Annotated in this window: 12 protein-coding genes; 4 read left to right on the forward strand and 8 right to left on the reverse strand. The window is 69.4% G+C overall.

Annotation, left to right across the window (positions count from 1 at the left end):
• Window positions 1-91: 91 nt before the first annotated feature.
• A complete protein-coding gene (gene glnA, locus J2X34_RS24190; protein ID WP_114719235.1) occupies window positions 92-1,528 on the reverse strand; it encodes a type I glutamate--ammonia ligase in 1,437 nt (478 codons plus the stop codon).
• A 240-nt stretch (window positions 1,529-1,768) separates the two neighbouring features.
• Between glnA and J2X34_RS24195 the strand changes: the two genes are divergently transcribed.
• Entirely contained in the window at window positions 1,769-2,245 is a 477-nt protein-coding gene (locus tag J2X34_RS24195; RefSeq protein ID WP_114719413.1) for an RDD family protein, read from the forward strand.
• A gap of 90 nt (window positions 2,246-2,335) precedes the next feature.
• Here J2X34_RS24195 and J2X34_RS24200 read toward each other — a convergent pair whose 3' ends face one another.
• From J2X34_RS24200 to sucB, 5 genes are all read right to left on the reverse strand, one after another.
• Window positions 2,336-3,091 carry a DUF4191 domain-containing protein gene (locus J2X34_RS24200; RefSeq protein ID WP_114719236.1) on the reverse strand — a complete coding sequence of 252 codons (756 nt, stop codon included), beginning with the start codon at window positions 3,089-3,091 and terminating at the stop codon, window positions 2,336-2,338.
• Window positions 3,092-3,152: 61 nt separating this feature from the next.
• Window positions 3,153-4,169: a lipoyl synthase gene (gene lipA, locus J2X34_RS24205; protein ID WP_114719415.1), complete on the reverse strand. Its 1,017-nt coding sequence runs from the start codon at window positions 4,167-4,169 to the stop codon at window positions 3,153-3,155.
• A gap of 52 nt (window positions 4,170-4,221) precedes the next feature.
• Entirely contained in the window at window positions 4,222-4,983 is a 762-nt protein-coding gene (lipB, locus tag J2X34_RS24210; protein ID WP_114719237.1) for a lipoyl(octanoyl) transferase LipB, read from the reverse strand.
• 81 nt (window positions 4,984-5,064) lie between these two features.
• A complete protein-coding gene (locus tag J2X34_RS24215) occupies window positions 5,065-5,955 on the reverse strand; it encodes a TIGR01777 family oxidoreductase (RefSeq protein ID WP_429519963.1) in 891 nt (296 codons plus the stop codon).
• A gap of 123 nt (window positions 5,956-6,078) precedes the next feature.
• Complete coding sequence (sucB, locus tag J2X34_RS24220; protein WP_429519964.1) at window positions 6,079-7,818, reverse strand: 2-oxoglutarate dehydrogenase, E2 component, dihydrolipoamide succinyltransferase; 1,740 nt, start codon at window positions 7,816-7,818, stop codon at window positions 6,079-6,081.
• 305 nt (window positions 7,819-8,123) lie between these two features.
• Between sucB and J2X34_RS24225 the strand changes: the two genes are divergently transcribed.
• The gene (locus J2X34_RS24225; RefSeq protein WP_114719240.1) at window positions 8,124-8,486 is read left to right on the forward strand and encodes an oxidoreductase; all 363 of its coding nucleotides are present in this window, start codon (window positions 8,124-8,126) and stop codon (window positions 8,484-8,486) included.
• Between the two features lie 73 nt (window positions 8,487-8,559).
• On the opposite strand, the gene J2X34_RS24230 is transcribed toward J2X34_RS24225, so the two are convergent.
• A complete protein-coding gene (locus tag J2X34_RS24230; RefSeq protein ID WP_114719241.1) occupies window positions 8,560-10,083 on the reverse strand; it encodes a leucyl aminopeptidase in 1,524 nt (507 codons plus the stop codon).
• Window positions 10,084-10,217: 134 nt separating this feature from the next.
• Between J2X34_RS24230 and gcvT the strand changes: the two genes are divergently transcribed.
• Complete coding sequence (gene gcvT / locus J2X34_RS24235; RefSeq protein ID WP_429519965.1) at window positions 10,218-11,333, forward strand: glycine cleavage system aminomethyltransferase GcvT; 1,116 nt, start codon at window positions 10,218-10,220, stop codon at window positions 11,331-11,333.
• Window positions 11,334-11,386: 53 nt separating this feature from the next.
• Entirely contained in the window at window positions 11,387-12,490 is a 1,104-nt protein-coding gene (locus J2X34_RS24240) for a branched-chain amino acid aminotransferase (protein ID WP_114719243.1), read from the forward strand.
• A gap of 63 nt (window positions 12,491-12,553) precedes the next feature.
• Here J2X34_RS24240 and J2X34_RS24245 read toward each other — a convergent pair whose 3' ends face one another.
• Entirely contained in the window at window positions 12,554-13,315 is a 762-nt protein-coding gene (locus tag J2X34_RS24245) for an adenosylcobinamide-GDP ribazoletransferase (RefSeq protein WP_429519966.1), read from the reverse strand.
• Between the last annotated feature and the right edge of the window lie 2 nt (window positions 13,316-13,317).

The following is a 13,317-nucleotide window of genomic DNA, read 5'->3' on the forward strand; positions in this document are numbered from 1 at the left end:
TCTGTGATCGCGGAGCGGGTCGACTCGGGAACTGCTGGGGGACGGACGCGGGTGGCGTCACGTAGTGCAGCAGGTCAGCGCACTATCTGACTCAGCAGTCGTAGTACAGCGAGAACTCGTACGGGTGCGGACGCAGGTTGACCGGGGCGATCTCCTGCTCGCGCTTGAGCGAGATCCAGGTCTCGATCAGGTCGGTGGTGAAGACGCCACCCTCGGTCAGGTAGTCGTGATCCTGCTCGAGGCGATCGATGACCGCGTTCAGGCTGGTGGGGGCCTGCGGGATGTTGCGGGCCTCCTCCGGCGGGAGCTCGTAGAGATCCTTGTCGACCGGAGCCATCGGCTCGATCTTGTTCTTGATGCCGTCCAGGCCGGCCATCATCTGCGCCGCGAAGTTCAGGTACGGGTTGCCCGACGAGTCCGGTGCGCGGAACTCGAGGCGCTTGGCCTTCGGGTTGTTGCCCGTGATCGGGATACGCACGGCCGCGGAACGGTTGCGCTGGCTGTACACCAGGTTGATGGGGGCCTCGTAGCCCGGCACCAGGCGGTGGTAGGAGTTGATCGTCGGGTTCGTGAACGCGAGCAGCGACGGCGCGTGGTGCAGGATGCCGCCGATGTACCAGCGAGCCAGGTCCGACAGGCCCGCGTAACCGGCCTCGTCGTGGAACAGCGGCTTGCCGTCCTTCCACAGCGACTGGTGCACGTGCATGCCCGAGCCGTTGTCGCCGAACAGCGGCTTCGGCATGAAGGTGGCCGACTTGCCGTACTGCCAGCAGGTGTTCTTCACGATGTACTTGAACAGCTGCAGGTCGTCGGCCGCCGCGAGCAGCGTGTTGAACTTGTAGTTGATCTCCTGCTGACCACCGGTGCCCACCTCGTGGTGACCGCGCTCGAGCTCGAAGCCGGCGTTGGTCAGGTTGGTCGAGATCGCGTCACGCAGGTCGACGTAGTGGTCGTACGGGGCGACGGGGAAGTAGCCACCCTTGGCGCGGACCTTGTAGCCGAGGTTGGGGCTGCCGTCGGCGTTGACCTCGGCGCCGGTGTTCCATGCACCCGAGATCGAGTCCACCTCGTAGAATGCGCCGTTCATGGCCGAGTCGTAGCGGACCGAGTCGAAGATGTAGAACTCGGCCTCGGCGCCGAAGAAGGCGGTGTCGGCGATGCCGGTGCTGACCAGGTACTCCTCGGCCTTGCGGGCGACGTTGCGCGGGTCGCGGCTGTAGGCCTCGCGGGTGAACGGATCGTGGACGAAGAAGTCCATGTTCAGCGTGCGTGCCTTGCGGAACGGATCGATCCGCGCGGTCGACACGTCGGGGAGCAGCATCATGTCGGACTCGTGGATCGACTGGAAGCCGCGGACCGAGGAGCCGTCGAACGCGAGGCCGTCCTCGAACACGTCCTGGTTGAACGCGGACGCGGGGATGGAGAAGTGCTGCTGAACGCCGGGCAGGTCGCTGAATCGGATGTCCACGTACTCGACTTCTTGGTCGGCGATGTACTTGATGACCTCTTCGGCTGTGGTGAAAGCCACGTTGGTGCTCCTTCAGTCGGTTACCTGCCGGTTGGGTTTCGGCGGTTTCGTCGAGGCAAGACGGTAGAGAGCCGGTGTTGCCCGTTAATCAAGCCTATGTTTCGCGGGTGTTACACGTCGGAGTTCGCTCGACGTACGCGCGGTGAATGTGACCAGATACACCGGTCACGGGTGTGACGAGCGGCACCGATGGGGCGACGGCCCGCCGGTATGCGCACGTCGACGCCTATCCTGGACGGCATGTCACGTATGACCGGCTCCTGGCTCTCCGGACCTTCCGCGGCTCTGCCCAAGGATCAGACGCAGGCGCAGGCCTACCGCGGCGAACTGCTGGGCCTGCCGGCCGACGGACCGGGCGCCCTGACCTCGACCGGCCGCCGCATCGCCGCGCTGGCGATCGACTGGTTCACCTCGGCCGGCGTCGTGATGCTGCTGATCGGCGAGGCGCCCCTCGAGAACTCCCTCGTCGGCACCTACACGCTGATGCTGTGGTTCGCCGTCGGCCTCGTGTGCGTCTCGCTGTTCTCGTTCACCCCGGGCCAGTACATGATGGGCCTGCAGGTGGCCCGCGTCGACGGCCCGGTGCGCGTCGGTTTCCTGCGGGCCCTGGCCCGGCAGGCGCTCATCGTGTTCATCGCGCCCGCCGTCATCACCGACGTCGACGGACGCGGCATGCACGACCGCGCCACCGGCACCGCGCTCGTCCGCACCCGCTGAGCGAGTCGCCCCACCCGTGAAACGCCGAATGTCACATCGGTTCAGTCCGACTGAACCGATGTGACATTCGGTCACATGGGGGAGCGTGCGTCAGCGACGACGGATCGTGCGCTGCATGCCCTTCATCTTCGCGCCGGGCGGCAGCGGGCCCTTGGGGAGCGCGGAGCCGCTGCGGCTACCGAGGGCAGCCAGGCGGGACTCGATGGTGTCCATCCGCTTGGTGTCGATGTTGCGCGGCAGCTTGCCCAGGTGCTTGGCCAGCTGCGACAGCGGGACCTGGCCCTCCTCGTTGCCGACGATGAAGTCGTAGATCGGGGTGTCGCCGACCAGTCGCGCGGTCTTCTTCTTCTCCTGCGCGAGCAGACCCTTGACGCGCTGCGGCGAACCCTCGGCGACCAGGATCACGCCGGGTCGGCCGATCACACGGTGCACCGCGTCGAGCTGGGTGGTGCCGGTGACCGCATTCGTCACGCGCCACGAACCCTGCATGTTCTCGAGTGCCCACGCGGCCGCGCCGGCCTGACCCTCGGCCTTGCCGTAGACGGTCTTCTGGACACGCTTGCCGAAGATGATGAAGCCGAGCAGGACGCCGATGAGGATGCCGATCGGCAGCAGGAACCACTCGATCCCGAAGATGAGGCCGATCAGGAAGAACACGACGGCGCTGAGCACCAGCGTGCCGATCAGCAGCGGCAGCAGCAGCTTGTCTTCCTTGCGCTGCATCTGGAACGCCTGCCAGAGCTGAGTCCGGCGTTCCTTGGACGCCTGCTTGCGGGCCGCCTTCGCCGCAGCCTTCGCTTCCTTGCTTGGTTTGCCCGCTTTTCCGGACTTACTGCCGTTCGCCATACCTCACAGGATACGACCCTCACCGCGCCCGACTACGCGCGCGGTGAGGGGACCGAGCACGTCAGGCGCGGGTGGCGAGGCGCTCGAGGACCGAGCTGGCCTCCTGCGAGGCGCTACCGGCCTCGGCGAGATGGGCCTGCCCCTCGGGGAGAGCGCGGCCGTGATGTGCCATCGCCTGCGCGTACAGGCGACCGGCGCGGTATGACGAGCGGACCAGCGGCCCGGCCATGACGCCGGCGAAGCCGATCTCCTCGGCTGCCTTGGAGTGCTCGACGAACTCCTCCGGCTTGACCCACCGCTCCACGGGGTGGTGCCGCGGCGACGGCCGCAGGTACTGAGTGATGGTGAGGATGTCGCAGCCGGCCTCGTGCAGGTCGACCATCGCCTGATGCACTTCCTCCGGGGTCTCGCCCATGCCGAGGATCAGGTTGGACTTGGTGACCAGTCCGAAGTCGCGGGCCGCGGTGAGGACACCCAGCGAGCGCTCGTACCGGAACGCCGGCCGGATCCGCTTGAAGATCCGCGGCACCGTCTCCAGGTTGTGCGCGAGCACCTCCGGACGGGACTCGAACACCTCGGCCAGCAGGTCCGGCTTGCCGTTGAAGTCGGGGACGAGATTCTCGACGCCGGTGCCCGGGTTGAGGGCGTGGATCTGGCGGACCGTCTCCGCGTACAACCACGCACCACCGTCGGGCAGATCGTCGCGGGCGACGCCGGTGATCGTGGAGTAGCGCAAGCCCATCGAGCGGACGCTCTCGGCGACACGACGCGGCTCGTCACGGTCGAGCGCGGTGGGCTTACCGGTATCGATCTGGCAGAAATCGCAACGGCGCGTGCACTGTTCGCCACCGATGAGGAACGTTGCCTCCCGGTCCTCCCAGCACTCGTAGATGTTGGGGCAGCCGGCTTCCTCGCAGACCGTGTGCAGGCCTTCGTTTTTCACCAAGCCCTTGAGCTCGGTGTACTCCGGACCCATCTTGGCGCGGGTTCGGATCCAGTTGGGCTTGCGTTCGATCGGCGTTTCCGCGTTTCGGATCTCGATGCGGAGAAGCTTCCGTCCTTCTGGGGCGACAGTCACGTGCACGATGGTACGCCTGACCGATCCGTCGTCCGGGGCTGGGCGGGGGTGCTCAGCCGAACCTGACCGTGGTGAACTCGGGCGTCTGAAGTGCAGTGTCGAAGGTCACACGCTCGATGTCGTGAACCGTCACCGGAAGCTCGCCGGCGAGCGCCGCCATGACCGCCACCGTGACCGCCGGGGTGACGTCGTCGATCGTCACGTCGCGACCCAACTCGCGCGTCAGCGTCGTGACACCGGCGTCCTTGATGCCGCACGGCACGATGTTGTCGAAGCCGTCCAGGACGGAATTGCAGTTCAGTGCGAAGCCGTGCATCGTCACCCCGCGCTGCACCCGGACGCCGATCGCGGCGACCTTGCGCTCGGGCAGCCAGTTGCCGTCGACCAGGGAGGCCGGCAGCCACACGCCGGACCGCCCCTCGACGCGTCCGCACGTGATCCCCAGATCGGTACACACGGTGATGAGGGCCTGCTCGATCCGTCGCACATAGCTGACGACATCGACCGGCTCGGCGAGTTTGACGATCGGGTATCCCACCAACTGGCCGGGGCCGTGCCACGTGATCTTGCCGCCACGGTCGACGTCGATCACGGGCGTCCCGTCGACGGGACGGTCCTCGGGGGCGGTGCGACGGCCGGCGGTGTAGACGGCCGGATGCTCGAGCAGCAACAGGGTGTCGGGACCGACGTCGTCGGCGCGGGTCGTGGCGAGATCGCGCTGGCGATCCCACGCCGTCATGTAGTCGATGCGTCCGAGATGTTCGACGGCCATCGGCTGTGTGCTGAATCGGGCCGATGCGGTGGCACTGCTCATGGACCCAGACGTTACGCCTGGCATCCGCCGGCGCCGACCCGGCGGTCCGGGTACGGGCGCACGGTGCCGCTCGGTCCGTGCTCAGCGGGCGCAGGCGTAGGCGAGTGCCTCGTCGATCGTGCTGTGCCGGAACGTGAATCCGGCGCCGTCGAGGGCCGTCGGAATTGCGCGCTGCCCGGACAGCACCGCCTCCTGTGCGAACTCGCCGATCAGCGCGGAGACGGCGAACCCCGGCACCACCCACGGTGCGGGACGGTGCAGGGCCCCGCCCAGAGCCGAATTGAAGCGCTTGTTGGTCACCGGTTCCGGCGCGCACAGGTTCACGGGACCGTGGAGGTCGTCGCGGGCGATCACGAACTCGATGGCCGCGATCTCGTCGGCGAGAGAGATCCACGACATGTATTGACGGCCGCTGCCGAGTCGGCCGCCCAGACCGAGCGAATACAGCGGACGCAGCTTCCCGAGCATGCCGCCGGTGGGCGCGAGCACCGTCGCGGTGCGCAGCGACACGGTCCGCACTCCGGCCGCGCGGGCGGGCGCCGTCGCGGCCTCCCAGTCCCGGCACACCGCCGCCAGGAATCCGCTGCCCGACGGCGCGCTCTCGTCGACGACCCGGTCGCCGGTATCGCCGTAGTAGCCGATCGCACTGCCGTTGACGAGAACGGGCACCGCCGCGTCGGCGACGGCACGGGCCAGGACGTCCGTCGCGGTGAGCCGGCTGTCCCGGATGGCCTGCTTGTAGGCGCCCGACCAGCGTTTGTCGCCGATGCCCGCCCCGCACAGGTTCACGACCGCGTCGGCGCCTCGCAGGACCTCGGCATCGACGACGCCGTGTTGCGGGTCCCACTCGAACTCGTCGGCCCTCGAGGGGCGACGGCGCACCAGCCTCGTCACGTCGTGGCCGCCGGTCCGCAGTGACGCGACCAGGGCCTGCCCGATCATTCCGGACGAGCCGGCGACGACGATTCGCATGGCATTTCTCCTCGAGCGGTGACGGCCGGTCACAGGCGGTGACCGAAACGCCGAGGGGCACCACTCCTCGCGGAAATGGTGCCCCTGGCGACGACTGGTGTCGTGATCGAGATCCGGTGGACCTTACAGGCCCAGATCGGCCTCGAACGACGCCTCTTCGAGACGCTGCTTGATGGTGGTCAGGAAGCGACCCGCATCCGCACCGTCGACCAGACGGTGATCGTAGGTGAGCGGCAGGTAGCACATCGAGCGGACGCCGATGGACTCGTTGCCGTTCTCGTCCTGGACCACGACCGGACGCTTGACGATCGCGCCGGTGCCCAGCATCGCCGCCTGCGGCGGAACCAGGATCGGGGTGTCGAACAGGGCGCCCTGGCTGCCGATGTTGGTGATGGTGAAGGTGCCACCGGAGAGCTCGTCCGGCTTGAGGCCACCGCTGCGGGCACGCTTGGCGATGTCCGCGATCGCGCGGGCCAGACCGGCCAGCGACAGGTCACCGGCGTTGTGGATCACCGGGGAGAGCAGACCCTGCTCGGTGTCCACGGCGATGCCGAGGTGCTCGGCCGCGTGGTAGGTGATCTCCTTGGCGCCCTCGTTGTAGCTCGCGTTCACGTTCGGGTGAACCTTGAGCGCCTCGACGACGGCCTTCGCGAAGAACGGCAGGAACGTCAGGTTGACGCCCTCGCGCTCGGCGAAGTCGGCCTTGGCCTGGGCGCGCAGCGCGGCGATCCGGGTGACGTCGACCTCGAAGGTCTGCGTGAGCTGCGCCGTAGTCTGCAGCGACTCGCGAGTCTTGACGGCCGTGATCTGACGGATCCGGTTGACCTTCTGCGTGGTGCCACGCAGGTGAGCGAGCTCCGGACGCACGCCGGCGGTGGCGGCGGGGGCCGGGGCGGCAGCGGCTGCGGCGGCGGGAGCGGGTGCCGCGGCAGGGGCCTTCGCGGCGTCGGCGGCGGCGAGGACGTCCTGCTTGCGGATGCGTCCGCCGACACCGGTGCCGGTGACCTTCGCCAGGTCGACGTTGTTGTCGGCGGCGAGCTTGCGAACCAGCGGCGTCACGTACGGCGCGTCACCCGAGGGCGCAGCGGCGGCCGGAGCGGCAGCGGGAGCAGCGGGAGCGGCCGGTGCTGCGGGAGCAGCAGGTGCTGCCGGAGCGGCGGGGGCCGGAGCCGGTGCTGCGGCGGGGGCCGGAGCGGGAGCTGCCGGCGCGGGAGCCGGAGCCGGAGCGGCCGGTGCTGCGGCGGCAGGCGCACCCGAACCGATGACCGCGAGCTGACCGCCCACGTCGACGGTGTCGTCTTCCTGCGCACTGATCTCGAGGAGGATGCCGGCGACGGGCGACGGGATCTCCGTGTCGACCTTGTCGGTGGAGACCTCGAGCAGGGGCTCGTCCACGGCGACCTCGTCACCGACAGCCTTGAGCCAACGGGTGACGGTGCCCTCGGTGACGGACTCGCCCAGTTCCGGCATGGTGACGGCCGTGCCGGACGCGGCACCGGCAGCAGGCGCAGCGGCGGGGGCTGCGGCAGGTGCGGGAGCGGCCGCGGCGGCGGGCGCGGGAGCAGCGGCCGGTTCGGCTGCGGCGGGAGCGGGAGCGGCCTCGGCGGCGGGCGCGGGAGCCTCACCGGCGTCACCGATCACGGCCAACTCGCCACCGATCTCGACGGTGTCATCCTCCTGAGCGACGATCTTGGTCAGAACGCCGGCGACGGGGGACGGGATCTCGGTGTCGACCTTGTCGGTGGAGACTTCGAGCAAAGGCTCGTCTACTTCGACCGTGTCTCCTTCCTGCTTGAGCCACCGCGTGACAGTTCCCTCGGTGACGGATTCACCAAGGGCTGGCATCTGGACGGAGAAGGCCATTTCTTTTGACTCCTCGACGGTTGTGTTCGGGTTGTTGAGTTTTGTCGACTTGTGGTCGAAAACCATTGTGCTCGAGATGCACGGTTCCTGCGGCGGTGTACGACGTTTCCGAGGCGCCTCACTCCGGTGGTGTGCTGCGCTTCGGACCCGTCGTGCGGCGCGCTGCGCCCATCCTTTCATTGATGCCCAGACCGTGTCCTCCGAGGGGCGGGTCATGTGAAATTCCTCGTCGTCGAGCGCGTCTGCTGGCAAAATCGGACAGATCGTCGCGGACCGGTCCGTGGCGGGCAGGGAGGAGAGTTCACGTGGGGTTGTTCGGCCGATTCACGCGCGGGCGGTCGTCGCGTCCGACGTCCGACGCGGAGTCCGACGCACGGCACCTCGCGGACTGGGCGCACTCGCACCACGGGGTCGAGGCGTACGTCGAACCCCAGACCACGGTGACGGAGGTGACGGTGGTGCTCGTCGCGGCGGACGGCGAATGGACCCGCCGCAAGGTCGGCGGTGAACGTGGCGCCCGGAGGCTCGGCGAGGACCTGCACATCCCGGTGTACGACGTCCGCAAGACGGGCTACCCGCAGCGGATGCGCGACTTCGACGCGCGGCGCCGGATCGAGCGCAAGCGGGAGCGCGAACGCGAGCTGCTGCGGGGCGACCCCGAGCTGTGAACGCGGCGCACGCCCGACGGGCCCGCCCAGGTCTGGACGGGCCCGTCGGACGTGCAACGAGCAAGTGGGGAAACTATCCGTTGGCGGCGATGTCCTCGAGCACCGAGATCATCGTGCGGACCGGGACCCCGGTGCCGCCCTTGCCGGTGTAGCCGAACGGGCCTCCGGTGTTGAACGCCGGACCGGCGACGTCGATGTGCGCCCACTGCACGCCGTCGGCGACGAACTCCTTCAGGAACAGGCCGGCCGCGAGCATGCCGCCCCAGCGGTGCGGGGTGACGTTCGCCAGGTCCGCGACCCGGGAGTTGAGGTCGCCGCGCAGCTCGGCGGGCATCGGCATCGGCCACGCGTTCTCGCCGATCTCCTGCGAGATCGCCGCGACGCGGTCGCGGAACTCGTCGGTGCCCATCACGCCGGGCGTGCGGTTGCCCAGCGCCACCATCTGTGCGCCGGTCAGCGTCGCGGTGTCGATCAGGTAGTCGGGCGCGTCCTCGCAGGCGCGGGCGATGGCGTCGGCCAGGACCAGGCGACCCTCGGCATCGGTGTTGATCACCTCGACTGTGGTGCCGCCGTACTGCGTCAGGACGTCGCCGGGGCGCTGCGCGGTGGCCGACGGCATGTTCTCGGCCATCGGCACCCATGCGGTGACGTCGACGGGCAGCCTCAGCTCGGCGGCGAGCACGACGGTCGCGATGACGGCAGCGGCGCCGCCCATGTCGGAGGTCATGTTCTCCATGCCGGCGGCCGGCTTGATGGAGATGCCGCCGGTGTCGAAGGTGATGCCCTTGCCGACGAGCGCGACCTTCTTGACCCCGCGGCGCTTGCTGCCCGAATACGTCATCTGCACCAGGCGGGGCTGACGGGACGAACCCTTGCCGACGCCGACGATGCCGCCGAAGCCGGCCTTGGCGAGCGCCTTCTCGTCGAGGACCTTGACCGTCAGCCCGGCGCCGGTGCCGAGTGCCTTGGCGCGGTCGGCGAACTCGGCCGGGAACAGGTGGCTGGGCGGAGTGTTGACGAACTCGCGGGCCGTCGCGACGGCCTTCGCGATCGCGACCGACCGGGCGAGGACAGCCTTGGGCTCCTTCGCGCGCGGCGACTCGACGAGCAGTTCGACGCGGCCGACCGGCTGGGCATCCGGCCCCGGCGCCGACTTGCTCGACTTGAACTCGGCGAACGTGTATGCGCCCAGGAAGAAGCCCTCGGCGGCCGCGCCGAGGTCGACCGAGGACAGCGTCGTCGCGGCGGTGGCAACCCCGGACAGGGAACGGGCGGCGACGCCGGCGGACTTGCGGACCTGCTCGGCGTCGATCTTGTCGGCGGCGCCGAGGCCGACGGCCAGGACGCTCGACACCGACAGTCCGGCGGGAGCCGGGACGCGGGTGAGTTCCTCGGCCTTGCCGGTGGCGCCGACGGCCTGCAGGTCGTCGAGCAGCGCCGCCAGCACGTCCTCGTCCACCCCGCTGCCCAGGAGCGCCTCGGGGCCGTCGGATCCGGTGGTGAGACCGATCACGAGTACATCGACGCGCTTGCCGAGGGAACCGGCGAGTGCGACGTCGGGTCCGAGGGAACGGGTGGGGGAGGAAGTTGCGGGCACGGCATCTCCAGATTGGTTGGTTGCGACTGTCGGGTTGCGACTGTCTGGGTGCGACAGGCCGGTGTGTCGCGTGGGAAGTCGACGGCCGAATTCCGATGTTAGTTCGCCGACGGCGTCGGCTAGCGTTGTCCCTCATGAGCGACGCGAGCCTGCTGCAGGGCCCCATCCATTCCGTCCACGTCGACCTCGGTGCCACGTTCGCGCCGTTCGGTGGGTGGCAGATGCCCGTCTCGTACGCCGGCACCGTCGCCGAGCACACCGCGGTCCGCGAGTCGGTGGGCCTGTTCGACGTCAGCCACCTCGGCAAGGCGTTGGTGAAGGGTGCGGGTGCTGCCGACTTCGTCAACGGGACGCTCACCGCGGATCTCGCGAAGGTGGGCCCCGGCCAGGCCCAGTACACGTTGTGCTGCACCGAGACCGGCGGCGTCGTCGACGATCTGATTGCGTACTACGTGGCCGACGACGAGGTGTTCCTGGTGCCGAACGCGGCGAACACCGCCGAGGTCGTCGCCCGCCTGGCGGCCGCCGCGCCCGCCGGCGTCACGGTCACCGACCAGCACCGCGACTACGGCGTGCTCGCGGTCCAGGGCCCCAAGTCCGGCGACGTCCTCGCCGCGCTGGGACTGCGCGGTGACATCGAGATCGCGGACATCGAGTACATGGGCTTTGCGGACATGGAGTGGAACGGTGTCCCGGTGCGGGTGTGCCGCAGCGGTTACACCGGTGAGCGCGGCTTCGAGGTGCTGCCGCGCTGGGACGACAGCGAGGCCCTGTTCCGGGCTCTGCTCGACGCGGTCCGCGCCGAGGGCGGCGAGGTCGCGGGCCTGGGCGCTCGTGACACGCTGCGCACCGAGGCCGGCTACCCGCTGCACGGACACGAGCTCTCGCTGGACATCTCGCCGTTGCAGGCGCGTTGCGGGTGGGCCATCGGGTGGTCCAAGCCGCAGTTCTGGGGCCGTGAGGCGCTCGTCACGGAGAAGGAGGCCGGGCCCGTCCGGCGGTTGTGGGGAATCAAGGCCCTCGACCGCGGTGTGCTGCGGCAGGGACAGACCGTCTCCCTCGGCGGCGCTCCGATCGGTGAGACCACGTCGGGGACGTTCTCCCCGACCCTCAAGGTGGGGATCGCACTTGCGTTGCTGGACACCGCGACTGCGCTGAAGGCGGGCGACGAGGTCAGCGTCGATGTGCGCGGGCGTAGTCTGCGCTGCGAGGTCGTCACGCCGCCGTTCGTGCCGGTCCACACCAAGTAACGCTCGATACCAGGGAAAAAGCGGCGCAACTCCGTTAGATAGGATCACGGCTTATGACAGACGGCCTCGAATTCGCGCGCATCCAGCATCCCTCTCCCGCGACCGAAGAGGCGCGGCGCGAGATTCTGGAAGCGCCCGGGTTCGGTCGGTACTTCACCGATCACATGGTGTCGATCATGTACACCGAGGGCCGGGGCTGGCACGACGCCGAGGTGCTGCCGTACGCCCCGATCGAGCTCGATCCGGCCGGCATGGTGCTGCACTACGGGCAGGCGATCTTCGAGGGACTCAAGGCGTACCGCCAGCCGGACGGCGGTATCGCGTCGTTCCGTCTGACGGCCAATGCCGAGCGGCTGCGTCAGTCGGCGCGCCGCCTCGCGATGCCGGAGCTGCCGGACGACCTGTTCGTCGGATCGATCGACGCACTGCTCGACGTCGACAGCGATTGGGTTCCCGCGGCCGGCGGCGAGGACTCGCTGTACCTGCGCCCCTTCATGTTCTCCACCGAGGCCGGACTGGGTGTCCGCCCCGCCAAGGAGTACCGCTACCTGCTGATCGCCTCCCCGGCCGGCGCGTACTTCCCGCGCGGCGTCAAGCCCGTGAGCGTGTGGCTCTCGCGTGAGTACGTCCGCGCCGCACCGGGCGGCACGGGTGCCGCCAAGTTCGCCGGCAACTACGCGGCGTCGCTGTTGGCGCAGGCGCAGGCCTCCGACGAGGGCTGCGACCAGGTGGTGTGGCTCGACGCGATCGAGCGCAAGTACGTCGAGGAGATGGGCGGGATGAACCTGTTCTTCGTCTTCGGCTCGGGTCCCGACGCGCGCCTGGTGACGCCGTCGCTGTCCGGTTCGCTGCTGCCCGGCATCACCCGCAACTCGCTGCTGAGCCTCGCCACCGACGCCGGCTTCGCGGTGGAGGAGCGCCGGATCAGCACCGACGAATGGCGTGAGAAGACCGCCTCCGGTGAGATCACCGAGGTGTTCGCGTGCGGTACCGCCGCCGTCATCACGCCCGTCGGCCGGGTGAAGTCCGCCGAGGGCGAGTTCACGATCGCCGACGGCGAGCCGGGCAAGGTCACGATGGCCCTGCGCGACACGCTCACCGGTATCCAGCGCGGCACGTTCGCCGACACCCACGGCTGGATGACCAAGCTGCGCTGAGTTTCTGCAGTCGACGATCGGGCCCTTCCGCTGCTGCGGGAGGGCCCGATTCGCTTCTCGGGGTCAGCCTCCGAGCAGGAACCCGACCGCGGTGGCGGCGACCGCGAATTCCAGTGTGGCACCGAGGAGGTCGCCGTTGATGCCGTCGAACCGACGCGCGCAGTGCCGGATCAGGAAGGCGGCGACGGCGAGAACTGCGACGATCACCACAGGCCCCTGCCACCACCGGTCGGGGACCGCCCACACGGCCGCGGCCGCGAGAACGACGGTCCACAGTCCGACAGCCCACCGGCCCTGGGAGTCGGCGACCAGCGCGCCGAAGCCGCGTGGGCTGGAGGCGGGAACTCCGCGCCGGCAGGCGATCACGACCGCGACCCGGCCCGCGGTGACGGCCACGATCACGCCCGCCCACTGCTGGGCCGCGCCCAGCGCGCCGAACGACAGAGCCTGCACGCCGATGGTCACGATCAGCGCCGCGACGCCGAACGGACCGGCGCCACCGCTGCGCATCACCTCACGGGCGCGCTCCGGCGCTCCGTAGCACCCGAGGCCGTCCGCGGTGTCGGCCAGTCCGTCGACGTGCATGCCGCGGGTGGCCAGCGCCAGTGCACCGACCGTCAGCAGTCCGGCGAGTGTGGGATCGAGTCCGGCCTCCGACAGCACCCACAGCACGCCGGCGACCGCGGCGCCGAGCAGGGCACCGACCGCGGGCGCCGCCGCGATCGCGCGCCGGCCTTCCGGGCGACCGATGTCGTGCGGGCCGCGGACCGGCAGCACCGTCAGCCACGACAGCGCCAGCGAGAGGCCGGTCACCGCGGCGCGCACGA

The sequence above is a fragment of the Rhodococcus sp. BE178 genome, assembly GCF_050433545.1.
In the GTDB taxonomy this organism is placed as follows: domain Bacteria; phylum Actinomycetota; class Actinomycetes; order Mycobacteriales; family Mycobacteriaceae; genus Prescottella.